Source organism: Plantactinospora sp. B5E13 (assembly GCF_039871775.1).
Lineage (GTDB): Bacteria > Actinomycetota > Actinomycetes > Mycobacteriales > Micromonosporaceae > Plantactinospora.
This window is the reverse complement of record NZ_JBDPLT010000035.1, coordinates 37,846-60,158: the sequence shown is the minus strand read 5'-3', so window position 1 is coordinate 60,158 and position 22,313 is coordinate 37,846. Positions and strand designations below refer to the sequence as shown.

The window sequence follows — 22,313 nt, the reverse complement described above, 5'->3', positions numbered from 1 at the left end:
GCCGGGTGTTCGGCGTCCCCGTCCAGGTCAACGCCTCCATGCTGCTACTCGCCGCCGTGATCACCCTGATGTACGGCGGCGTCGTCCAGCGGCAGCTCGACCTGTCCCGACCCGCCGGCTACCTGTTCGGCGCCGGTTTTGTGATCCTGCTGCTCGGCTCGGTGCTGCTGCACGAACTGGGCCACGCGCTGACCGCGCGCCGGTACGGGATCGGGGTCCGGGGCATCACGCTGGAGCTGCTCGGCGGCTACACCGAGATGGACCGGGACGCGCCGACTCCCCGGGTGGACCTGCTGGTCTCGCTCGCCGGACCGGCCGTCTCGCTGGTCATCGGGCTGGCGGCGACGGGGCTGACGCTCGCCCTGCCGGACGGGACACTGGTCCACCAGTTCGCGTTCCAACTGGCGGCGAGCAACCTGCTGGTGGCGCTCTTCAACAGCCTGCCCGGACTGCCGCTGGACGGTGGGCGGGCGCTGCGGGCCGGGGTCTGGGCCGCCACCCGGGACCAGCACCTGGCGACCGAGGTCGCCGGCTGGTCGGGTCGGCTGGTCGCGGTCGGCACCGTCGCGTTGGTCCTCCTGCTGACCTGGGTGGACGTCCTGCCGGCCCAGGGGGTCGGTCCGGTGCTGGGCCTGGCGCTGGTCCTGGTGGTGGCGGTCACCCTGTGGCAGGGGGCGGGTCAGGCGATCCGGGCGGCCCGGATCAGTCGGCGTTTCCCGCTCATCGACCTGGCCCGGCTGGCCCGTCCGGTGTTCCGGGTGCCGACCGGCACACCGCTGGCCGAGGCGCAACGTCGCGGTGCGGCCGCCGGAGCGCCCGAACCGGCCCTCGGCGTCGTCGACTCGTCCGGCCGGCTGGTGGCGGTGGTGGACCGGGCGACCGCGGCCGCGGTGCCGGTGGAACGCCGTCCCTGGGTGGCCGTGGACACCGTGGCCCGCGGCCTGGACCGGGTGCCCACCCTGTCCGTCCGGCTCGTCGGCGAGGAGGTGGTGCACGCCGTGCAGAGCCACCCGGGCGCGCAGTACCTCGTGACGTCAGGCGAAGATGTGGTCGGCGTACTGCACGTCGCCGACCTGGCGCAGCTTCTCGAGCCGAACCGAAAGATGACTCAGTGACCGCACAGCCCACCGCCGTTTCCGCTGTCCGACCCACCCCGACGCCGGCCCGTCGCGGCCCGTTCCTGCCCGGGGACCGGGTGCAGCTCACCGATCCGAAGGGGCGGATGCACACCATCACGCTGGAACCCGGCCGGTCGTTCCACACCCATCGCGGGGCGCTGGAGCACGACGCGCTGATCGGGCTGCCCGACGGCAGTGTGGTCACCTCGACCGGGGGGACGGCGTATCTCGCGTTGCGACCGCTGCTCGCCGACTACGTCCTGTCGATGCCGCGCGGCGCCCAGGTGATCTATCCCAAGGACTCTGCCCAGATCGTCGCGATGGGGGACATCTTCCCCGGCGCCAAGGTGCTGGAGGCCGGTGTCGGTTCGGGTGCGTTGACCTGTTCGCTGCTCCGGGCGGTCGGACCGGACGGAGAACTGCACTCCTACGAGCTTCGTGAGGATTTCGCCGAGATCGCGCGCCGGAATGTGGAATCATTTTTCGGTGGACCGCATCCGGCGTGGACCCTGCACGTGGGGGACGTGGCCGACTGCCAGGAGTCCGGTTTCGACCGGATCATCCTTGACCTGCTCACCCCGTGGGAAGCGCTGGACCTGGTCGAGCGGGCACTGCTGCCCGGCGGTGTCTTCGTCGGCTACGTCGCGACCACACCCCAGCTCTCCGAACTGGTCGAGGCGTTGCGGGAGCGGGGCGGGTTCACCGAGCCGCGGGCGTGGGAGTCGCTGGTACGGGACTGGCACGCGGACGGCCTCGCGGTACGGCCGGACCACCGCATGATCGCCCACACCGCGTTCCTGGTCTCCAGTCGGCGCCTGGCGCCGGGCGTCACCGCGCCGCCGCGGCGGCGGAAGCCGAGCAAGGGCGCCGAGGCGTACGCGCTGCGCCGGCAGCAGGCACGGCAGGCGAGTGAGACGGCGCCGGGCGGCGCTGCCGAGTGAGCGGGGAGGTGGCATGAGCGAGCGGATCAGCCAGCTGCGGATGGTGGCTCGTCACGCCGCCGGGCCCAGTGGGGAGACGGCATGAGTCGGCCGGCGTTCGGTGGCGGTGGTGAGCTGCCCGCCGTCTTTCCGGACTGGTCGCCGTACCAGGACCTGGAGTCCGCCGCCCGGGCCTATCTGCGGGATCCGGACGTGGCGATGGAGGCGCTCAGCGGGGTGCTCCGCGGCGCCTCGGTGCTCGGGTTCACCCTGGAGCGGTTCGTCAACGAGGTGAACGGGGTCTGGCAGGAGGTCGCGATCTGCGACGGCAGCCGACTCATCCTGTGGCACGGCGAGGACGTGCCGCCGGACGACGGGCCCGCCGGTTCGATGACCTCGTCGCTGCGGGTGGTGCCGGTGTCGACGGTCAGCGAGGTGGGTTGCCGGCGTCGGTTGAGTCGTAGCCCGGACGGCCAGATCCGGGTGGACAGCATCGACGTCTACCTGCTGCTCAGCTCGCTCGACGAGGGTGTGCCCGGCGACGAGGCGCACGCGCCGCCCCGGCACGACGCCCTGCGGTTCGGCAAGACGCTCGACGACGGCGGGGCGGGGCAGATCGCCCGGCTGGAGGAGTTCGCCCGCCTGGTCGCCTCGGTCGTCGGCCGACCGATGCTCTGACCGGCTGACCGTACCCCGCCGCGGGGCCGGGTGGACCCGTTGTCCACCCCATCCGGTGCGACCTGCCCGAAACCGGCTCCGCCGGGTCGACCGGGACCGCCATAATGATCATGTTCACCGTGATCGAGTGATCAAGGTTCGGCGACGAGGGTGTTGCGTGGAACCGAATCAGCGTCACAGCGGTTAGTGTTAGGTCAGAACGTTCAAGCCCCCGGGGAGGTGGGACGTGGCACGCAGCGACGACGCGGACTCGCGCGCCGCACGGTGGGAGAAGGAGGCCCACGATCTCTCCACCCAGGTCGCGTTTCTTCAAGAGGAACTCGCTCTGGTGCGGCGCAAGTTGACCGAAAGCCCTCGACACGTCCGGCAGCTTGAGGAACGGCTGGCGGCGACACAGGCCCAACTGGCTCGGCTCACCGAGAACAACGAGCGGCTCGTGAACACCCTCAAGGAGGCACGCGCCCAGATCGTCACGCTCAAGGAGGAGATTGACCGGCTGGCGCAGCCACCCAGCGGTTATGGTGTCTTCCTGGCCCGACACGACGACGGGACGGTGGACGTCTTCACCGGTGGCCGCAAGCTACGGGTGGCCGTCTCGCCGTCGCTCGACGCGGCGGAGCTCCAGCGTGGGCAGGAGGTCCTGCTCAACGACGCGCTGAACATCGTCGACGCGTTCGGCTTCGAGCGGGTCGGCGAGGTCGTCATGCTCAAGGAGGTGTTGGAGAACCCCTCCGGTGGTGCGGGCGACCGGGCCCTGGTGATCTCACACGCCGACGAGGAGCGGATCGTCCACCTCGCGGAGACCCTGATCGGCTCGGCGTTGCGGGCCGGTGACTCGCTCATGATCGAGCCCCGCTCCGCGTACGCCTACGAGCGGATCCCGAAGAGCGAGGTCGAGGAGCTGGTCCTCGAAGAGGTACCGGACGTCGACTACAGCGACATCGGTGGTCTGCAGCCCCAGATCGAGCAGATCCGGGACGCCGTCGAGCTGCCGTTCCTGCACGCGGACCTGTTCCGGGAGCACCAGCTCCGGCCGCCGAAGGGCATCCTGCTCTACGGTCCGCCGGGCTGCGGCAAGACGCTCATCGCCAAGGCGGTGGCGAACTCGCTGGCGAAGAAGATCGCCGAGCGGCGGGGCGAGGAGAAGCACACCAGCTTCTTCCTCAACATCAAGGGCCCCGAGCTGCTGAACAAGTACGTCGGCGAGACCGAGCGGCACATCCGGCTCATCTTCCAGCGGGCCCGGGAGAAGGCCGGCGAGGGTACCCCGGTCATCGTGTTCTTCGACGAGATGGACTCGGTCTTCCGGACCCGGGGTTCCGGGGTCTCGTCCGACGTGGAGAACACCATCGTTCCCCAGCTGCTCAGCGAGATTGACGGCGTGGAGGGCCTGGAGAACGTCATCGTGATCGGGGCGTCCAACCGGGAAGACATGATCGACCCGGCGATCCTGCGTCCCGGCCGGCTCGACGTGAAAATCAAGATCGAGCGTCCGGACGCCGAGGCGGCCAAGGACATCTTCTCGAAGTACATCCTCACCGGTCTGCCGCTGCACCCCGACGACCTGGCCGAGCACGGCAACGATCCGGCGGCGACGGTGGCCGCGATGATCGAGGCCGTGGTGCTGCGGATGTACTCGGAGACCGAGGAGAACCGGTTCCTCGAGGTTACCTACGCCAACGGTGACAAGGAGGTCCTGTACTTCAAGGACTTCAACTCCGGCGCGATGATCCAGAACATCGTCGACCGGGGCAAGAAGATGGCGATCAAGGAGTTCCTCTCCTCCGGACGCAAGGGACTGCGGCTGCAGCACCTGCTCGACGCCTGCGTCGACGAGTTCCGGGAGAACGAGGACCTGCCGAACACCACCAACCCGGACGACTGGGCCCGGATCTCCGGCAAGAAGGGGGAGCGGATCGTCTACATCCGTACCCTCGTCTCCGGCGGCAAGGGCGCGGAGGCCGGCCGTTCCATCGAAACGGCGAGCAACACCGGCCAGTACCTGTAAACCGGACCAGCATCGTGGGCGCCGCGGCTGGGGCGCCCACGATGCTGTCCGGCTCCTTCTTCCCAGTGGTGACCCGGGCGGGGGCGTACCGTGGTCGTGTCGACACGCCGGGCGAGAATTCCGGCGGCGGGGCGGACTACGCTCGACGCCATGGGCGAGCGAAGCGAGGCGGCGGCATGAGCGAGCGTGGCGAGCGAATCATCGGGCTCAGTGTGGTGGAGCCTCATGGCGTCGGTGAGCGAAGCGAGGCGGCGGCATGAGCGTTCGGCGGATCATGGGCACCGAGGTCGAGTACGGCATCTCCGTACCCGGCCAGGCCGGCGCCAACCCGATGGTGACGTCGTCCCAGGTGGTCAACGCGTACGGCGCCCGGCCCGAGCTGGCCCGGGGCGGTCGGGCGCGGTGGGACTACGAGGAGGAGTCGCCGCTGCGCGACGCCCGTGGTTTCACCTACTCCGGTGCGGCGTACGACCCGGCCGAGGCGTTGGCCGACGAGGACCTGGGCCTGGCCAACGTCATCCTCACCAACGGCGCGCGGCTCTACGTCGACCACGCCCACCCGGAGTACTCGACTCCCGAGGTGACCAACCCGATGGACCTGGTCCGCTGGGACAAGGCGGGGGAGCGGGTGATGGCGGAGGCGTCCCGGCGGGCGGCGACCATCCCCGGTACCCATCCGATCCACCTCTACAAGAACAACACCGACAACAAGGGCGCCAGCTACGGCGCGCACGAGAACTACCTGATGCGCCGGCAGACGCCGTTCGCCGACATCGTGACCTACCTGACCCCGTTCTTCGTGACCCGGCAGATCGTCTGCGGGGCCGGGCGGGTCGGCATCGGTCAGGATGGCTCGCAGACCGGTTTCCAGATCTCCCAGCGGGCCGACTTCTTCGAGGTCGAGGTCGGTCTGGAGACGACGCTGAAGCGGCCGATCATCAACACCCGGGACGAGCCGCACGCGGACGCCGACAAGTACCGCCGACTGCACGTGATCATCGGTGACGCGAACCTGTCGGAGATCTCCACCTACCTGAAGGTCGGCACCACCGCCCTGGTCCTCACCATGATCGAGGAGAAGGCGCTCAGCCCGGACCTGTCCATCGCGGACCCGGTGGGCGAGCTGAAGGCGGTCAGCCACGACCCGTCGCTGACCCACCGGATCCGGCTGCGGGACGGGCGCCGGCTGACCGCCCTGGACCTGCAGTGGGCGTACCTCGAACGGGCCCGCTCCTTTGTGGAGCAGCGGTACGGCGACGACGTCGACCCGGACACCACGGACGTGCTCGACCGCTGGGAGAGCGTGCTGGACCGACTCGGCCGCGACGTGATGCTCTGCGCCGGCGAACTCGACTGGGTGGCCAAGCTGCGGCTGCTGGAGGGCTACCGGGAGCGGGAGAAGCTCGGCTGGGCGTCGCACAAGCTGCAGCTGGTCGACCTGCAGTACTCCGACGTACGGCCGGAGAAGGGCCTCTACCACCGGCTGGTGAGCCGGGGCGCGATGGCCACCCTGCTGCCCGAGGAGCTGACCCGGTCGGCGATGACGGAGCCGCCGGAGGACACCCGCGCCTACTTCCGGGGCCGGTGCCTCGCCCAGTACGCCTCGGAGGTGGTCGCGGCGAGCTGGGACTCGGTCATCTTCGACGTCGGCCGGGAGTCGCTGGTCCGGGTGCCGATGATGGAGCCCGAGCGGGGCACCCGCAAGCACGTGGGCGCGTTGTTCGACCGCTGCGCGAGCGCGAAGGACCTGCTGGAGACCATCACCGGCGGCTAGCCTGTGCACCGTCCGGCCGGAAGATCGAATTCTGGCCGTACGGTGGGCCGCGACGGCCGGGTTTCGTCGTCGATCCGAGGTAAGTTTCTCGCAGGCGATCGTGGAGGAGGCACCAGATGGCTACCCGTGACACCGGCGGTCAGTCGCAGTCGGGCAAGTCCCGTCGGGACGAGGAGGTCGACGAGGTTTCGGCCGAGGTGAACCCGGAGGTCGCCGAGCGGCACGCCGAGATCACCGAGGACGTCGACGACCTGTTGGACGAAATCGACTCGGTGCTGGAGGAGAACGCGGAGGAGTTCGTCCGGGGCTACGTCCAGAAGGGTGGACAGTAGCCCGGTGCGGTACCGGTCCGGGCGTGGTGCTTCCCGTCCGGTCGGCGGTGACGCCGTCGGCGGGTCCGGCGCGGGCCGGCGCCGCGCCGGATTCGCGACGTCCCGTCCGGCCCCGGGGACGTGGCCGACCGCCCGCCGTGCCGGACATCCAGCTGCTCCATGGTCCCCGCAACACGGGGACCGAGATCATCGCACCGGAGAGGCCCGGGCGATAGTCTGCTTCAACCGCAAGGCCTCGCCTCGGCCGGTTCCGCGTTCGACGTGGCGGAGCTGGGCGAGGCGATGACATACCTGAGAGGAAGCACGTGGCGGCTTTTGATCCCACCGGGCGTCTACCAGACGTGTTCCTCAACGTGGGCACGTCCTCGTTCACCCAGTTCCTCGGCATGGCGGCGCCCGACCTGCTGCCTGGTCGCCGGCCGCTGCCACCCGGGTCGGCCGCCGACATGGTCCCGCACGCCACCACCATCGTCGCGCTGACCACCGCCGAGGGTGTGGTGATGGCGGGTGACCGGCGGGGCACGATGGGCAACCTGATCTCCAGCCGGGACATCCGGAAGGTGCATCCGGCCGACGCGTACTCGCTGATCGGCTTCGCCGGCACCGCCGGCATCGCCCTGGAGATGGTGCGACTCTTCCAGGTGGAGTTGGAGCACTACGAGAAGATCGAGGGGGCGATGCTCTCCCTCGACGGTAAGGCGAACCGTCTCGCGGCGATGATCCGTGGCAACCTCGGTGCGGCGATGCAGGGGCTCGCGGTGATCCCGCTCTTCGCCGGCTACGACCTCGCCACCTCCGATCCCGCGAAGGCGGGTCGGATCTTCAGCTTCGACGTCGCCGGCGGGCCGTACGAGGAGACCGGCTACGACGGGATCGGTTCCGGGTCGCTGTTCGCGAAGGCGGCGCTGAAGAAGCGTTACCGGCCCGGTCTGAGCACCGAGGAGGCGATCCGGGTGGCCGTCGAGTCCCTCTACGACGCCGCCGACGACGACAGCGCCACCGGCGGTCCGGATCTCACCCGCCGGATCTACCCGGTGGTGATGACGGCCACCGCGGAGGGCACCAACCGGCTCTCCGACGCCGAGGCGGCGTCGGTCGCCGAAGCGGTGGTCGCCGCCCGGATGGAGAACCCGGGCGGCTGACGCCGCCGTTGTTGCCCCAAACCCGTCGTCAGCGTTACCGGTAAGGAGAACCGCCGCCGTGGCCATGCAGTTCTACGCCTCCCCCGAACAGATCATGCGCGACCGCTCCGAGCTGGCCCGTAAGGGCATCGCCCGGGGCCGGAGCGCGGTGACGCTGAGCTACGAGGGCGGGGTGCTCTTCGTGGCGGAGAACATCTCCACCGCCCTGCACAAGGTGAGCGAGATCTACGATCGGATCGCCTTCGCGGCGGTCGGTCGCTACAACGAGTTCGAGAACCTGCGCCGGGCGGGGGTGCGGATGGCCGACGCCACCGGCCTCAGCTTCGACCGCCGCGACGTCACCGGCCGGGCGCTGGCGAACGCGTACGCCCAGACGTTGGGGGCGATCTTCACCGAGCAGTCGAAGCCGTTCGAGGTGGAGATCTGCGTTGCGGAGGTCGGTGCCACGCCGGACGACGACGAACTGTACCGGATCACCTACGACGGCTCGGTGAACGACGAACCCGGCCGGATGGCGATGGGCGGGCAGGCGGAGGCGGTCACCGGCGCGCTACGTGAGGACCACCGGCCGGAGATGTCGCTCGACGACGCGGTCCGGTTGGCGGTCCGGGCGCTGGGCAGTGTCGGCGGCGAGGGCGGCGCGCCCCGGACCATCGCCGCGTCCCAGCTCGAGGTGGCGGTCCTGGACCGACGGCGGGTGGGACGTACCTTCCGCCGGATCACCGGGGCGGCGCTGGCCTCCCTGCTCAACGGGACGCCTGCCAAGGCCGACGGCGCCGGTGCCGGGGCGGAGGAGCCGAAGGCGCCGGCCCCCGGGCCGGCGAAGCCGACCGAGTCGGCGGCCTCCGCCGACCTGGAGAACAAGGCGTCCGCCGACCCGGACGAGTGAGTGTCACGGCGCCCGGGCCACGGCACCGGGCGCCGGTTCCCTGTCCGGGCCCGGGTGTGATCCGGTAGCCTCACCGGTATGACTCGGCGTGTGACGGTCAGCCTTCCCGACGACGTGGCCTCCCGGCTCGAGGCGGAACCGAACGCGTCCGCCTACGTCGCCCAGGCCGTCCGGGACCGGATGGCCCGGGAGCGGACCGCCCAGCTCCTCGCCGAGCACGGGTTCCCGATCACCGACGAAGGCCGGGAGCGGGCCCGACGGCGTCTCACCGAGGCCCGGGAACGGATGACACACGCCCGGTGGGACCGGCTCCGTGCGGTCGGCCGGAAGCCGGCGGCGTGACCGACAACGTCGACAACATTCGACTGGTTCTGGACACCTCGGCGATCCTCGCCTACGCGACCACCTCGATCGCCGTCGGGGAGACGATCGCCGAGGTGGTCGACGAGGGCGGCCGGTTCGCCGTCCCGGTCGCCTGCCTGGCCGAGGCGTCGCGGCTGGTACCGGAGGGACAGGCGGCGGGCGTGTTGCTGCTGGTCGAGCATCCGTGCGCGTACCTCACCCCGGTCGGGACCGAGGACTGGCGGGTGCTCGCCGAATGGACCCGGATCCTGGGCCGGCTGGACGCCGCCTCGGCGCTGATCGAGGCGATCGGCTGGACGGCGTACGTGCTGACCGGGGAGCCGAAGCTGTACGGCGACCCGGACGAGATGCCGATCATCCCGATCTGACCCCCCACCCGGCCGTTGCCCGCTGATCCGGGCGCCGTCCTAGCCCGCGACCAGCGGTGGCACCCCGGGCGGGACGCCGGCGGCACCCGACGCCGGAATCCGGGCGGCGGGGGCGGCGTCGCGCAGCGGGCCGCCCGGCCGCAGCGCCGCGGCCAGCTGGTCCCGCCAGTGCGGCAGTGGCGGCAGGCCAGCCCGGGCCCAGCCGGCGTGCCCCAGCACGCTGTACCCGGGCCGGCGGGCCGGCCGGGGGAACCGGTCACTGGTGGTGGGCCGGACCCGTTCCGGATCCAGACCGGCCCACCGGAAGACCTCCCGGGCCAGGCCGTACCAGGTGGTCTGGCCGGTGGCGGTGCCGTGGTACGCGCCGGCCGGCGCGTCGCCCCGGCCGGCCGCCTCGGCCAACTCGACCAGGCGTTCGGCGAGGGCGTACGACCAGGTCGGCTGCCCGTGCTGGTCGTCGACCACGTCGAGGTGCGGACGTTCGGCGGCCAGCCGGAGCATGGTGCGGACGAAGTTCGGGCCGTGGGCCCCGTACAGCCAGGCGGTGCGGACCACGTAACCGGTTCGGGGAAGCAGCCGGAAGACGGCACGTTCGCCGGCCAGCTTGCTGCGGCCGTACGCGTTGACCGGTGCGGTCGGCGCGTCCTCGGGATAGGGCCGGGTGGCGTCGCCGGCGAAGACGTAGTCGGTCGAGACGTGTATAAGCCGGGCCCCGGTTTCGGCGCAGGCCCGGGCCAGGTGCGCCACCCCGTCTCCGTTCACCGCGGTGGCGTCCGCCTCCCGGCTCTCCGCTCCGTCGACGTCGGTCCAGGCGGCCGCGTTCAGCACCACGTCGTGTCCGTCGACCGCGGACCGGACCGCCACCGGGTCGGTGACATCCAGGTCGGCCCGGGTGGCGGCGGTGACCTCCGCGCCGTCCCGTCCGGCGAGCACGGCGGCCACGTCCCGGCCGAGCAGACCACCGGCGCCGGTCACCAGCCACCGGGCGGTCATCCGACGGTCGGGGCGGGGCGGGTCGCCGCCGGGTCGAGTCGTGCCTTCAGCGGCTCCCACCAGGCACGGTTCTCCCGGTACCAGGCGATCGTGTCGACCAGTCCACGGTCGAGGTCGACCTGCGGGGCGTACCCGAGCTCTTCACGGATCTTGGTGATGTCGAGCGAGTAGCGCCGGTCGTGCCCCATCCGGTCGGCGACCGGGACGACCCGGTCCCAGCCGGCGCCGCAGGCGGCGAGCACCCGGCCGGTCAGCTCGCGGTTGGTCAGTTCGGTGCCGCCACCGATGTGGTAGACCTCGCCCGGCCGGCCCTTGTCCTGGACCAGCGCGATGCCGACACAGTGGTCGTGGACGTGCAGCCAGTCCCGGACGTTGCCACCGTCGCCGTAGAGCGGCACGGTGCCCCCGTCGAGCAGGTTGGTGACGAAGAGCGGGAGGACCTTCTCGGGGAACTGGTACGGCCCGTAGTTGTTGGAGCAGCGGGTCAGCACCACGTCCATGCCGTACGTCCGGTGGTAGGCGAGGGCGAGCAGGTCGGAGCCGGCCTTGGTCGCCGCGTACGGGGAGTTCGGCGCCAGCGGCTGGGTCTCGGCCCAGGACCCGGAGTCGATCGAGCCGTATACCTCGTCGGTGGAGACGTGCACGAAGCGCCCGGTGCCGTGCCGCAGTGCGGCGTCCAGCAGGGTCTGGGTGCCGAGCACGTTTGTGGAGACGAACGGGGCGGCGCTGACGATCGACCGGTCGACGTGGGACTCGGCGGCGAAGTGCACGACCACGTCGTGCCCGGCGACCACCTCGTCGACCACCACCGGGTCGCAGATGTCGCCGACGACCACCGACAGCCGGGGGTCGTGGCGAACCGGATCGAGGTTCGCCAGGTTGCCGGAGTAGGTCAGCTTGTCCAGCACGGTGACCACACCGGGGTCGAGCCGTGGACCGGTGCCGGTCAGCAGCATACGTACATATTCAGACCCGATGAATCCGGCGCCGCCGGTGACGAGGATCCTCATGGGACCGGAAGTCTACGCCGGATCCGGAAATGCCGGCGCATTTGGCCGGCGAGCCGTTTCGTCGGCAACCGGCCAGTCGGTGATCCGACGAAAAAGCCGCCGGTTCTACGGTGGGTCGGTAACCTGCGCCAATGCGCGGAATCTTGTTGGCGGGCGGCACCGGCTCGCGGCTCTGGCCGATCACACAGGCCGTTTCGAAGCAACTGATGCCGGTGTTCGACAAACCAATGATCTATTACCCGTTGTCCACCCTGGTAATGGCCGGAATACGGGAAATCCTCATTATCACCACCCGGGACGACCAGCCGCAGTTCCGACGCCTGCTCGGCGACGGCGGGCAGTGGGGCCTGCGCCTGGAGTACGTGGTGCAGCCGACGCCGGACGGTATCGCCCAGGCGTTCCTGCTCGGCGAGGACTTCCTGGCCGGTGAACCGGTGGCCCTGATCCTCGGCGACAACATCTTCTACGGTGGCGGACTGGGCCGCAGCCTCGCCCTGCGTGAGCCACCGGACGGCGGCCGGATCTTCGCCTATCCGGTCGCGGACTGCGCGGGTTACGGAATCGTCGAGTTCGACACCGACGGCACCGCGTTGTCGATCGAGGAGAAGCCGGAGAAGCCGAAGTCCCGGTACGCCGTACCGGGCCTGTACTTCTACGCCGGCGACGTGGTGGAGATCGCCCGAGGGCTCACCCCGAGTGAACGCGGCGAACTGGAGATCACCGCGGTGAACCAGACGTATCTGCGGCAGGGACGACTCCAGGTCACCGCCCTGGACCGGGGTACGGCGTGGCTGGACACCGGGACCTTCACCTCGTTGATGCAGGCCGGCGAGTTCGTCCGGGTGATCGAGGAACGGCAGGGCCTGAAGGTCGGCTGCATCGAGGAGGTCGTCTGGCGCAGCGGCCTGATCAGCGACGACCAGCTCCGGGACCTGGCCGAACCGCTCACCAGGAGCGGGTACGGCGAGTACCTCTTCAGCATCCTGGAGGACCCCGGCCGGTGACCGTTGCGGCCGACCCGGACAACGCCACCCGCCGACAGTGACCAATCGGCCCCTCGGGCGACTAATCTCCAACCATGGAACGGCGAATCTTCGGTCTCGAAACCGAGTACGGCGTCACCTGCACCTATCGCGGCCAGCGCCGCCTGTCACCGGACGAGGTCGCCCGGTACCTCTTCCGCCGGGTGGTGTCCTGGGGGCGGTCGAGCAACGTCTTCCTGCGCAACGGAGCCCGGCTCTACCTCGACGTCGGGTCCCATCCCGAGTACGCCACGCCCGAGTGTGACTCGGTCGCCGACCTGGTCGCCCACGACCGGGCCGGGGAACGGATCCTGGAGGGCCTGCTCGTCGACGCGGAGAAGCGGCTGCACGACGAGGGGATCGCGGGCGAGATCTACCTGTTCAAGAACAACACCGACTCCGCCGGCAACTCGTACGGCTGCCACGAGAACTATCTGGTCTCCCGACACGGCGAGTTCGGCCGGCTCGCCGACGTCCTGATTCCGTTCCTGGTGACCCGGCAGCTGATCTGCGGCGCGGGCAAGGTCCTGCAGACCCCCCGGGGCGCCGTCTACTGCCTGTCCCAGCGGGCCGAGCACATCTGGGAGGGCGTCTCCTCGGCGACCACCCGCAGCCGGCCGATCATCAACACCCGGGACGAGCCGCACGCCGACGCCGAGCGCTACCGGCGGCTGCACGTCATCGTCGGGGACTCGAACATGAACGAGGTGACCACCCTGCTCAAGGTCGGCAGCGCGGACATCGTGCTGCGGATGATCGAGGCCGGGGTGGTGATGCGGGACCTCTCGCTGGAGAACCCGATCCGGGCGATCCGGGAGGTCTCGCACGACATCACCGGGCGGCGCAAGGTCCGGCTCGCCTCCAACAAGGAGATCAGCGCGCTGGAGATCCAGCAGGAGTACCTGGCCAAGGCGACCGAGTTCGTCGAGCGCCGGGGCGGCGACCAGACCGCGAAGCGGGTGGTCGAGCTCTGGGGCCGGGTGCTGCGGGCGGTCGAGACCGGCAACCTCGACCCGGTGGCCCGGGAGATCGACTGGGTGACGAAGCTCCAGCTCATCGAGCGTTACCAGCGCAAGAACGACCTGCCGTTGTCGCATCCGCGGATCGCCCAGATGGATCTGGCGTACCACGACCTGCGTCGCGGCCGGGGCCTCTACGGGCTGCTGGAACGCCGTAAGCAGGTGGACCGGATCGCCACCGACCCGGAGATCTTCGAGGCGAAGGAGACGCCGCCGCAGACCACCCGGGCCCGGCTGCGGGGTGAGTTCATCCGGCACGCCCAGGAGAAGCGCCGGGACTTCACCGTCGACTGGGTCCACCTCAAGCTCAATGACCAGGCGCAGCGCACGGTGCTCTGCAAGGACCCGTTCCGGGCGTACGACGAACGCGTCGAGCGGCTGATCGCGAGCATGTGACGCACCGGCCCGCCGGCCCGGGCGCACCTGATCCGAGGTGCGGCCCACGGCCGGCGGGCCGGTTCGTTAGGCTGAGCCCGCCATGACAGATCAACATCCCGGTCACGAGGGCGAGGAACGTCGCCCGGAGCAGGTGCGGCTCAACCGTCTGGAGCGCCGCCGCGCGAAGATCCGTGAGGAGATCGAGCGGAACCGCCGCGGCGAGTACCGGGTACCGACCTGGGTGCTGACGGTGGTGCTCGTCGCGGTGGTCGCCGGCTGGCTCGCGCTGGTCTTCCTCAGCTGATCCCGACCACGCGTACTTCCTGACCGCGTCGACCGCCCGTCGGCCCGTCCGCCCGGGGTGCCGCAGCCGCCGCTCAGGGTTGGCGCAGCAGCGCGGCGGCGTGCCGGCCGGCGGCGGCCGCGGCGAGGAAGTACGCGTGGTCGGCGTCGAGTCCGCGCCCCATCGTGGAGAGCGGTACCGGTGCCGCCCGGAGGGCGGCGTCCAGCCCGGCCACGTCCACCCGGACCAGACGGTGCCGCCCGGCGAGCGGGGCGAGGGCCCGGTCCACCTCGTCAGCCAGCGCCGGCGCCAGCCCGGTGGGCACCACCAGGTCGGCGGCGGCCAGCGCGACCCGGCCGTACGCGGTCAGGCTGTGGTGGGAGACGCCCCGGTGCCGGTGCCGCGGGTCGGCGTCGGAGATCCGCAGTGATCCCACCGGCCGGCCACCCAGCGCGGCGACCGCGTTGACCGCCTCACCGACCGCCACCCCGGAATAGCCCCACCGGGTGCCGGTGCCCAGGTTGCCCGGCCCCTGCGCCACGATCACCAGCTCCGCGCCGAGCGCGTGCCGGGCGGCGAGCAGCCCGCTGTGCACGTTCGTGGCCTCCAGGTCGCCGCCGAACGCCTGTCCGACGGTGACCGTGCCGACCAGGTGATCGCGCAACCCGTCCAGCGTCCGGGAGAACCAGGCCGGCAGGGCGCCCCCGTCGGTCATCAGGTAGCCGATCCTGGCGTCCGGCGCGTCGGCCCGGACCCCGGCCACGATCGCGGGCAGCGCGGAGTGCAGGTCGGCGGTGACCACCGGCAGCCCGGCCAGATCGTCGGCGTCGGCGAGCTTCTCCCGGTACGGCGACGCCTCCTCGTCCGCGCCGAGCACGATCGGCTGCAACGGGGTGTAACGGGCCTTGACCAGGTGGCCGTCGTCGCGGGTGTGTGCCGAGGCGGGCGGGTCCGGCGGCAGCCGGTCCGGTAGCGCGACGACCAGGGCGTACCCGCCGGTGCCGAGCCCCATCACCAGTGCGTTCACGTTGAGCAGCACCCGGTCGCCGGGCTGCGGGGTGCCAACCAGCGACGGATAGGCGAGCGCCCGGACGTCGACCCCGTCGCTCTGCCTGACCTCGAGTTCCACCGCGCCGTGCCAGTGCCGTCGGAGCGCCGTGACCGTGCCGGACCGCCATCGCACCATGGCCGGCAGGGTAACCGGGGCGTCCGCCCGGCCCGGCCCCGGGTGCGACGTTCGCAGACGGTCGGGCGGACCGGTCCCGACCGGGCGGGTCGGCTACGGTGACCGGCCGTGGGTCGGGTCGAGGAAGACGTACGAGACGGCGGGGTAGCGGGCCACCAGCCGCTGTTCGGCCCGGTCCGCCTCGGCCTCGATCTCCGCCCCGGTCGCCTCGTCCCGGAAGTCGACCTTGGCCGCCACCAGGATCTCGTCCGGCCCGAGGTACATGGTGAACAGCGTGTGGACCCGTTCCACCGTCGGCAGCCCGGCCAGCTCCTGGTGGATCTCCCGGTGCACCCGTGGCGGCACGGCCTGGCCGACCAGCAGCGAGATGTTGCTCCGGGCCAGGACGGCGGCCACCACCAGGAGCAGCAGACCGATCGCGATCGACGCCAGCCCGTCCCAGAGTTCGTTGCCGGTGATCTCGGAGAGCCAGACCCCGAGCGCGGCCAGGGAGATGCCGATCAGCGCGGCGCTGTCCTCGAGGAACACCGCCTTCACCATGGTGTCCGGGGTGTGGCGCAGGTACCGGGCGGAGCTGATCCCGCGTTCCCGGGACCGTCGTCGGACCTGCCGGACGGCCCGGGTGAGCGAGACCGACTCGATGACGAACGAGGTCGCCAGGACGACGTACGAGACCACGTACTCACCGCTGTGCTCGCCGTGCCGAATCGTGTTGACCCCGTGGGTGATCGAGAACCCGGCGCCGACCACGAAGGTGAAGATCGCGGCGATGAACGCCCAGACGTAGCTCTCCTTGCCGTACCCGAACGGGTGCTGGACGTCGGCGGGGCGGGCGCCGCGGCGCAGCGCGGTGAAGAGCAGGACCTCGGTGGCGGTGTCGGCGATCGAGTGGGCGCCCTCGGAGAGCATCGCCGCCGAGCCGGAGATGAGACCCGCCAGCACCTTGGCCGCGGCGATCAGGAGGTTGGCCAGCCCGGCCACGACCACCGTGACCACACTCTCCGTGTTCGCCTGCCGTTCGGCCATACCGTCAGCCTAGGAGCCGGCGCGGGTCCGGGCAGGCGGAGCCTGCTCCCGGTACGCCCCGTGTGGGTGTCCGCGCCGGCAGCCGTGACTGCTAGCGTCTGTAGCGTGTCGCGGACCCGTACCGAGCGCCTGGTCAACCTGGTGATCTGCCTGCTGTCCACGCGGCGGTTCCTGACCGCCGCGCAGATCGCCGCGACCGTACCGGGCTACGAGCATGATCCTGACGACCCGCGCGACCACGAGGCCTTCCAGCGGAAGTTCGAGCGGGACAAGGCCGAGCTGCGGGAGCTGGGCGTCCCTCTGGAGACCGGCACCGCCAGCGCGTTCGACACCGAGCCGGGCTACCGGATCGCCCACCGCGAGTACGCGTTGCCGGAGATCCCGCTGGAGCCCGACGAGGCGGCCGCGGTGGGCATCGCCGCCCGACTCTGGCGGCACGCCGGGCTCGCCGCCGCCGCCTCCTCCGGTCTGGCCAAACTGCGGGCCGGGGGCATCGACGTCGACCCGCAGGCCACCCTCGACATGGAACCGGTGGTCACCGTCGACCCGGCGTTCGCGCCGCTCACCTCGGCGGCCCGGGACCGGCGTACGGTCACCTTCGACTATCGGGTGCCGGAGAGCGACGATCCGACGAGCCGACGGCTGCAGCCGTGGGGGGTGGTCTGCTGGCGCGGCCGCTGGTACGTGGTCGGTCACGACCTCGACCGGCAGGCGCCCCGGTGCTTCCGACTGTCCCGGATCGTCGGTGGCGCGGTCCGGCCGGTGGGCGCACCGGGCACCTTCGAGCCGCCCGGCGACGTCGACCTCATCAGCTACGTGGCGCGCTGGTCCGGTCCGGTCGAGCGGCCCGGGCGGGCCACCGTGCTGGTCCGCCCCGGTCGGGCCGCCGGGCTGCGCCGGTGGGCCCGGGAGGCGACCAGCGGACCCGACGGCGACCTGCTGGTCCTGGCGTACGCCGATGCCGAGTCGCTCGCCGGCCGGCTCGTCGGCTACGGTCCCGATGTCCGGGTGCTCGACCCACCGGAGGTCCGGGAGGCCGTGATCCAGCGGCTGAAGGAGATCGCCACCCGGCACGACGAGGTGGTCGTCGCCCGTACCCCGGTGTGACGCCGGTGGTGCGGGCCGCGTGCCCGGCCGACTGACCGAAGGAGGAGACACCGTGACCCGTCCGGCGCAACGGTCCGGTGCGTCCCGGGCCTCGGCCGACCGGCTGGCCCGGCTGTTGAACCTGGTGCCGTACCTGCTCGCCCGGCCCGGTATCGCGGTGGCCGAGGCGGCGGCCGACCTCGGGGTGACCGAGCGGCAGCTCCGCGAGGACCTGGAACTGCTCTGGGTCTGCGGGCTACCCGGATACGGCCCGGGTGACCTGATCGACATGGCCTTCGACGGCGACACGGTCACCATCACCTACGACGCCGGCATCGACCGTCCGCTGCGGCTGACCCCGGACGAGGCACTGGCCCTGGTGGTCGCGTTGCGGATGCTCGCCGAGACCCCCGGGATCGCCAACCGGGACGCGATCGAGCGGGCCCTCGCCAAGATCGAGAGTGCGGCCGGCGACCACGCCGACGCCCCGGTCGCGGTCCGGCTGCCGGGTGACAGCGACCGGGTGGAGGCGTTGCGGGGTGCGGTGGGTCGGCGGCGGGCGCTGCGGATCACCTACTACACGGCGGCCCGGGACGAGACGACCGAGCGGACCGTGGACCCGATCCGGGTGTCGGTGGTCGGCGGCCACGCCTACCTCGAGGCGTGGTGCCGCCGGGCGGAGTCGGTGCGGATGTTCCGCGCCGACCGGATCGACGCCCTCGTCGAACTGGACGAGCCGGCCGCGCCGCCGGCGCAGGCCCAGCTGCACGACCTCAGTGCCGGCATCTTCCGTCCCTCGGCGGACCTGCCGCTGGTCACCCTGCGGGTCGGTCGGCCCGCGCGGTGGATCACCGAGTACTACCCGTGCGAGCGGGTCGAGCCGGACCCGGGTGCCGGCGCCGGCTCGGGCCGGGAGTGGCTGGTCTCGCTCCGGGTCACCGACCTGGACTGGGCCCGACGGTTCGTGCTCGGCCTCGGCCCGGAGGTCACCGTGGTCTCCCCGCCCGAACTCGCCGAACAGGTACGCGACCAGGCGGCGGCGGCACTGAATGCCTACGCCGATCCCGCCGATCCCGCCGACCCCGCCTACGCCGATCCCGCGCCGGCCGACCCCGGGTACGCCGGACCGGCGGGCGGTACCGCGAGCCGCTAGGCTGACCGGGTGGTGAAGTGGATCGTGCTGGCGGCGGTGCTGTTCGGCCTGCTGGTGCTCGCGCTGGCCGCCCGCCGGGTGCTGATCCGGCTGCCCGGGCTGCGTCGGGCCGCCCTGGCCCTGCAGCGTCGGCAGGAGCAGGCCGAGCACCTGCAGCAGGTGGCGCTGACCCTGCAGCGGCGGGCGGAGGAGCTGCAGCAGCAGGTGGAGATCGTGCAGCGGCGGGTCGAGGTGATCCAGTCCCGGCGCGGCAAGCGGGCGTGAACGCCGAGGTCGGCCGGTTGACGGACGACTGCCGTTGGTCAAGACTTCACCGGCCGGGCCGGAAACATACCAACCTGGCGGGTGGCGACGGCCCCCGACACACGTACGATGGGCCAGGACAACACCCCTCTGCTGGACAAAAACCGAACTGGAGTTCCCCATGGTCGGAGCCCTGAAGCCGTGGCACATCTTCGTCCTCGTGGCAGTGCTCGTACTGCTCTTCGGCGCGAAGCGGCTCCCGGACGCGGCCCGTTCGCTCGGCCGCTCGCTGCGCATCATCAAGGCCGAGACCAAGAGCCTCGCCGACGACGACAAGGACCTGGCGGAGAAGGCCGACGCCCAGGCGGCCCGGCACCCGCTCCCCGGTGACTCGACGGTGCAGCCGACCAGCGTCCACCAGCCCGGGTACCAGCCCCCGGCGGCGCCGGTGAACGACCCGGTGCAGCGCGTCCGCGACAACTGACCCGGGTCCGCACCCGTGGCATTCGCGCTGCGCCGTCGGCGCGGCCCCAGCAACTTCGAGCGGGCCGCCGACGGCTCGATGACCCTGGTCGAACACCTCCGGGAGTTGCGTAACCGGCTGTTCCGGGCGTCCCTGGCGATCCTGGTCGGCTTCGGCGCCGGGATCTTCCTGGCCCGACCGGTCCGTCGGCTGCTGCAGGAGCCGTACTGCGAACTGCCCGGCTCGACGGTGAACGGCAAGTGCCAGTTCACCCAGCTCGGGCCGGCCGACCTCTTCCTGCTCGACCTGAAGATCGGGCTCTGGGTCGGGCTGATCCTGGCCGCGCCGATCTGGCTCTACCAGCTCTGGGCGTTCATCGCCCCGGGCCTGCACCGGCACGAGCGGCGGTACGCGTACGTCTTCACCGCCCTGGCCGCGCCGCTGTTCGCGGCCGGCGCCGTGCTGGCGTACTTCGTGGTCGCGAAGGGTCTCGAGTTCCTGGTCGGCCTCTCCGGTGAGGACGTCACCAACACCCTGGAGATCACCCGGTACATCTCGTTCGTCACCAACATGATCCTGATGTTCGGGGTGGCGTTCGAGTTCCCGCTGGTCGTGCTGATGCTCAACTTCGTCGGCATCGCCAGCGGCCGGCGGTTGCTGAGCTGGTGGCGGGTCGCGGTCTTCGTCTTCTTCCTCTTCTCGGCGATCGTCACCCCCACCCCGGATCCGTTCGGCATGACCGCACTGGCGCTCTGCCTCTCCGCGCTCTACTTCGGGGCGGTCGGGGTGGCGTTCCTCAACGACCGACGCCGGGGCCGGGGCCGGGAGATCTACACCGGGCTCGACGACGACGAGGTGTCGCCGCTCGACCTCACCCCGGAGCCGGTCACCGCCGGCGGACGGGTCGAGACGATCGACCCGATCGGTGCGCCGGAACCGGTCGCCGCGCCGAAACCGATCGACCGGGGTTACGACGACGCGACCTGAGCCGCGCCCCGCTGATCGACCACAGAGCCGCCCCGGACGGATCCGTCCGGGGCGGCTCTGTCGGATCCGGCGGGTCGGACGGTACGGTGCTCGCCGTGACCGCGAACGATCAGCTGTCCGGGGCCGGGCCGGCCGCCGCACCGCGCGACGGGTACCTGGCGGTGCTGGCCAACCCGGCGGCCGGTCGGGGGCGCTACCGGGGACTGCTGCCGATCGTGCTCGACCGGCTCGGCGCGGCCGGGTGGCCGGTCGTCCTGCTCGAGGCGGAAACCGCCGACCAGGCCCGGGCCGCCTGTGCGACCGCGGTCGCCGACGGTGCCGCCGCGTTGGTGACCGTCGGCGGTGACGGCACCGTCAACCTGGCGCTCCAGGCGGTCGCCGACACCGGTGTCGCCTTCGGCCCGGTACCGGCCGGGACCGGTAACGACTTCGCGGTCTGCACCGGCTTTCCCGCCGACCCGCTCGCCGCGGTCGAGGTGATCGCCGCCGCGCTGACCGCCGGTCGGACCCGCCCGGCCGACCTGGCCCGGATGACCGCCGGCGACGGCACCTCCCGGTGGTTCGGCGCGGTGCTGGCCGCCGGGTTCGACGCGCTGGTCAACGAGCGGGCGAACCGGATGTCCTGGCCGCGTGGCCGCCGCCGGTACGACCTGGCGATCCTGGTGGAACTGGCCCGGCTCCGCCCTCGGCGCTACACGCTACGGCTGGACGGCGTGCCGCTGGAGTTCGACGGGGTGCTGGTCGCGGTCGGCAACTGCCCGAGCTACGGCGGCGGGATGCGGATCTGCCCGGACGCCGACCCGACCGACGGGCAGCTGGACGTGGTCTACGCCGGTCCGGTCGGCCGGGCCACACTGGCCAGGATCAAGCCCCGGGTCTACCGGGGCAGCCACGTCACCCACCCGATGGTGCACAGCCACCGGGCCCGGACGGTGGAGATCTCCGCCGACGGGATCGTCGGGTACGCCGACGGCGAGCGGGCGCTGCCGCTGCCGGTGACGGTGACCGCCGTGCCCGACGCGGTACGCCTGCTGATCTGACCCGGCCCCGGCGCCTGGAGTCAGGTGTCGTCGGTGAGTGCCAGATCGAGTACCGAGGCCAGCCCGTTGGACCGGCCCGCCTCGGCGGCCGGCAGTACCAGCGCGGCACAGCCGGCGTTCACCGCCCCGGCGTCCGCCGGGGTGTCGCCGACCATCAGGGCCCGTTCCGGGTCGACGCCGAGCAGACCGCAGGCACGCCAGAAGATCGCCGGGTCCGGTTTGCAGCGACCCACCTCGTACGAGAGCACGAACGCGTCGACCAGGTCGGTGAGCTCCCAGGCGGCGAAGAGTGGCCGGGGGTCGAAGCCGATGTTGCTGACCACGGCGACCGGGATCCGGGCCGCCCGCAGCACCCGGAGCGTCTCCCGGGTGTCCGGGTACGGCAGCCAGCCGTCCGGGGTGAGCAGGCGTTCGTAGAGGGCCTCGGGAAGCCCGTCCACGCCGGTGTCGACGGTGGCGGCGAGTCCGACGTACGCGGCCCGGTGGGCGGGCGGGTAGAGGTCCCGTTCCGCCCACACCTCGGCCAGGTGCGGCGGTACCCGGGCCGGCAACGGGCCGCCCGGTCGGCCGGCGGCGACGAGCCGGTCCGCCAGGCCGGTGGCGCGGGCGCGGTCCAGCGTCGCGCCGCACTCCGCCGCGGCGGCCTGGACCCATCCGACCGGGTCCTCCACCTGGGCGAGAGTGCCGTGGAAGTCGAAGAGCACCGCGTCGACCGGCCGGCGGGCGGCTGTCGGGGCCGCGGAACCTCCGGTTCCGTGCGACGTACGTGGCTTGGGCGGTTCGGCATGGTCCGGCACGTGCTGCACCCTACCGACCTGCTCCCGACGGCCCG

Annotated in this window: 24 protein-coding genes; 19 read left to right on the top strand and 5 right to left on the bottom strand. The window is 71.6% G+C overall.

All coding sequences use genetic code 11. From position 1 onward, the window contains the following. Positions 1–5: 5 nt before the first annotated feature. From ABGB05_RS26050 to ABGB05_RS26005, 10 genes are all read left to right on the top strand, one after another. A complete protein-coding gene (locus ABGB05_RS26050) occupies positions 6–1,115 on the top strand; it encodes a site-2 protease family protein (protein WP_347656328.1) in 1,110 nt (369 codons plus the stop codon). Continuing rightward, on the top strand, positions 1,112–2,059 hold the full coding sequence (locus ABGB05_RS26045) for a tRNA (adenine-N1)-methyltransferase (RefSeq protein WP_347656291.1): 948 nt from the start codon (positions 1,112–1,114) through the stop codon (positions 2,057–2,059). The genes ABGB05_RS26050 and ABGB05_RS26045 overlap by 4 nt, the downstream gene beginning before the upstream one ends. 81 nt (positions 2,060–2,140) lie before the next feature. Then, entirely contained in the window at positions 2,141–2,716 is a 576-nt protein-coding gene (locus ABGB05_RS26040) for a hypothetical protein (RefSeq protein WP_347656289.1), read from the top strand. A 226-nt stretch (positions 2,717–2,942) separates the two neighbouring features. Further along, positions 2,943–4,724, top strand: coding sequence for a proteasome ATPase (arc, locus tag ABGB05_RS26035; RefSeq protein WP_347656287.1), 1,782 nt, complete (start codon positions 2,943–2,945; stop codon positions 4,722–4,724). A 256-nt stretch (positions 4,725–4,980) separates the two neighbouring features. Continuing rightward, entirely contained in the window at positions 4,981–6,498 is a 1,518-nt protein-coding gene (dop, locus tag ABGB05_RS26030) for a depupylase/deamidase Dop (RefSeq protein ID WP_347656286.1), read from the top strand. A gap of 116 nt (positions 6,499–6,614) precedes the next feature. After that, complete coding sequence (locus tag ABGB05_RS26025) at positions 6,615–6,830, top strand: ubiquitin-like protein Pup (RefSeq protein WP_347656284.1); 216 nt, start codon at positions 6,615–6,617, stop codon at positions 6,828–6,830. A 341-nt stretch (positions 6,831–7,171) separates the two neighbouring features. Further along, positions 7,172–7,972, top strand: a complete 801-nt coding sequence (gene prcB / locus ABGB05_RS26020; protein ID WP_347656282.1) for a proteasome subunit beta — start codon at positions 7,172–7,174, stop codon at positions 7,970–7,972. Between the two features lie 58 nt (positions 7,973–8,030). Continuing rightward, positions 8,031–8,861, top strand: coding sequence for a proteasome subunit alpha (prcA, locus tag ABGB05_RS26015; protein WP_347656280.1), 831 nt, complete (start codon positions 8,031–8,033; stop codon positions 8,859–8,861). Between the two features lie 78 nt (positions 8,862–8,939). Next, on the top strand, positions 8,940–9,203 hold the full coding sequence (locus ABGB05_RS26010; RefSeq protein WP_347656278.1) for a hypothetical protein: 264 nt from the start codon (positions 8,940–8,942) through the stop codon (positions 9,201–9,203). After that, a complete protein-coding gene (locus tag ABGB05_RS26005; RefSeq protein WP_347656277.1) occupies positions 9,200–9,592 on the top strand; it encodes a hypothetical protein in 393 nt (130 codons plus the stop codon). The genes ABGB05_RS26010 and ABGB05_RS26005 overlap by 4 nt, the downstream gene beginning before the upstream one ends. 39 nt (positions 9,593–9,631) lie before the next feature. On the opposite strand, the gene rfbD is transcribed toward ABGB05_RS26005, so the two are convergent. After that, positions 9,632–10,585, bottom strand: coding sequence for a dTDP-4-dehydrorhamnose reductase (gene rfbD / locus ABGB05_RS26000; protein ID WP_347656275.1), 954 nt, complete (start codon positions 10,583–10,585; stop codon positions 9,632–9,634). Further along, positions 10,582–11,595 (bottom strand): dTDP-glucose 4,6-dehydratase, encoded by a 1,014-nt coding sequence (gene rfbB / locus ABGB05_RS25995; RefSeq protein ID WP_347656273.1) that lies wholly within the window; start codon positions 11,593–11,595, stop codon positions 10,582–10,584. The genes rfbD and rfbB overlap by 4 nt, the downstream gene beginning before the upstream one ends. Before the next feature lie 131 nt (positions 11,596–11,726). Here rfbB and rfbA point away from each other — a divergent pair, with 131 nt between their 5' ends. The 3 genes from rfbA to ABGB05_RS25980 all read left to right on the top strand — a co-directional run bounded on the left by rfbA (position 11,727) and on the right by ABGB05_RS25980 (position 14,318). Continuing rightward, positions 11,727–12,599, top strand: a complete 873-nt coding sequence (rfbA, locus tag ABGB05_RS25990) for a glucose-1-phosphate thymidylyltransferase RfbA (protein ID WP_347656271.1) — start codon at positions 11,727–11,729, stop codon at positions 12,597–12,599. Positions 12,600–12,673: 74 nt separating this feature from the next. Next, on the top strand, positions 12,674–14,032 hold the full coding sequence (gene pafA, locus ABGB05_RS25985) for a Pup--protein ligase (protein ID WP_347656270.1): 1,359 nt from the start codon (positions 12,674–12,676) through the stop codon (positions 14,030–14,032). A gap of 82 nt (positions 14,033–14,114) precedes the next feature. Continuing rightward, complete coding sequence (locus ABGB05_RS25980) at positions 14,115–14,318, top strand: hypothetical protein (protein ID WP_347656268.1); 204 nt, start codon at positions 14,115–14,117, stop codon at positions 14,316–14,318. 73 nt (positions 14,319–14,391) lie between these two features. Here the strand turns inward: ABGB05_RS25980 and ABGB05_RS25975 are convergent, their stop codons facing one another. Together ABGB05_RS25975 and ABGB05_RS25970 are read right to left on the bottom strand one after the other, a co-directional pair. Then, entirely contained in the window at positions 14,392–15,483 is a 1,092-nt protein-coding gene (locus tag ABGB05_RS25975; RefSeq protein WP_347656266.1) for a DUF3866 family protein, read from the bottom strand. A gap of 93 nt (positions 15,484–15,576) precedes the next feature. Beyond that, positions 15,577–16,509 carry a cation diffusion facilitator family transporter gene (locus tag ABGB05_RS25970; protein ID WP_347656264.1) on the bottom strand — a complete coding sequence of 311 codons (933 nt, stop codon included), beginning with the start codon at positions 16,507–16,509 and terminating at the stop codon, positions 15,577–15,579. Between the two features lie 105 nt (positions 16,510–16,614). Here ABGB05_RS25970 and ABGB05_RS25965 point away from each other — a divergent pair, with 105 nt between their 5' ends. From ABGB05_RS25965 to ABGB05_RS25940, 6 genes are all read left to right on the top strand, one after another. Then, a complete protein-coding gene (locus tag ABGB05_RS25965) occupies positions 16,615–17,616 on the top strand; it encodes a WYL domain-containing protein (RefSeq protein ID WP_347656262.1) in 1,002 nt (333 codons plus the stop codon). A gap of 52 nt (positions 17,617–17,668) precedes the next feature. After that, the gene (locus ABGB05_RS25960) at positions 17,669–18,748 is read left to right on the top strand and encodes a YafY family protein (protein ID WP_347656260.1); all 1,080 of its coding nucleotides are present in this window, start codon (positions 17,669–17,671) and stop codon (positions 18,746–18,748) included. Between the two features lie 9 nt (positions 18,749–18,757). Then, on the top strand, positions 18,758–19,012 hold the full coding sequence (locus tag ABGB05_RS25955) for a hypothetical protein (RefSeq protein ID WP_347656259.1): 255 nt from the start codon (positions 18,758–18,760) through the stop codon (positions 19,010–19,012). Between the two features lie 160 nt (positions 19,013–19,172). Continuing rightward, on the top strand, positions 19,173–19,475 hold the full coding sequence (gene tatA / locus ABGB05_RS25950) for a Sec-independent protein translocase subunit TatA (RefSeq protein WP_347656257.1): 303 nt from the start codon (positions 19,173–19,175) through the stop codon (positions 19,473–19,475). A gap of 15 nt (positions 19,476–19,490) precedes the next feature. Further along, positions 19,491–20,441 (top strand): twin-arginine translocase subunit TatC, encoded by a 951-nt coding sequence (tatC, locus tag ABGB05_RS25945; protein ID WP_347656256.1) that lies wholly within the window; start codon positions 19,491–19,493, stop codon positions 20,439–20,441. A gap of 95 nt (positions 20,442–20,536) precedes the next feature. Then, on the top strand, positions 20,537–21,481 hold the full coding sequence (locus ABGB05_RS25940; RefSeq protein ID WP_347656255.1) for a diacylglycerol kinase family protein: 945 nt from the start codon (positions 20,537–20,539) through the stop codon (positions 21,479–21,481). Between the two features lie 20 nt (positions 21,482–21,501). Here ABGB05_RS25940 and ABGB05_RS25935 read toward each other — a convergent pair whose 3' ends face one another. Beyond that, positions 21,502–22,185, bottom strand: coding sequence for an HAD-IA family hydrolase (locus ABGB05_RS25935; RefSeq protein WP_347656327.1), 684 nt, complete (start codon positions 22,183–22,185; stop codon positions 21,502–21,504). Positions 22,186–22,313 lie beyond the last annotated feature (128 nt).

Coding starts and splice junctions, on each gene's coding strand:
- ABGB05_RS26040 (WP_347656289.1), top strand. CDS start 2,141: ATGAGTCGGCCGGCGTTCGGTGGCGGTGGTGAGCTGCCCGCCGTCTTT.
- dop (WP_347656286.1), top strand. CDS start 4,981: ATGAGCGTTCGGCGGATCATGGGCACCGAGGTCGAGTACGGCATCTCC.
- ABGB05_RS26025 (WP_347656284.1), top strand. CDS start 6,615: ATGGCTACCCGTGACACCGGCGGTCAGTCGCAGTCGGGCAAGTCCCGT.
- ABGB05_RS26010 (WP_347656278.1), top strand. CDS start 8,940: ATGACTCGGCGTGTGACGGTCAGCCTTCCCGACGACGTGGCCTCCCGG.
- rfbD (WP_347656275.1), bottom strand. CDS start 10,585: ATGACCGCCCGGTGGCTGGTGACCGGCGCCGGTGGTCTGCTCGGCCGG.
- rfbB (WP_347656273.1), bottom strand. CDS start 11,595: ATGAGGATCCTCGTCACCGGCGGCGCCGGATTCATCGGGTCTGAATAT.
- rfbA (WP_347656271.1), top strand. CDS start 11,727: ATGCGCGGAATCTTGTTGGCGGGCGGCACCGGCTCGCGGCTCTGGCCG.
- pafA (WP_347656270.1), top strand. CDS start 12,674: ATGGAACGGCGAATCTTCGGTCTCGAAACCGAGTACGGCGTCACCTGC.
- ABGB05_RS25980 (WP_347656268.1), top strand. CDS start 14,115: ATGACAGATCAACATCCCGGTCACGAGGGCGAGGAACGTCGCCCGGAG.
- ABGB05_RS25975 (WP_347656266.1), bottom strand. CDS start 15,483: ATGGTGCGATGGCGGTCCGGCACGGTCACGGCGCTCCGACGGCACTGG.
- ABGB05_RS25970 (WP_347656264.1), bottom strand. CDS start 16,509: ATGGCCGAACGGCAGGCGAACACGGAGAGTGTGGTCACGGTGGTCGTG.
- tatA (WP_347656257.1), top strand. CDS start 19,173: ATGGTCGGAGCCCTGAAGCCGTGGCACATCTTCGTCCTCGTGGCAGTG.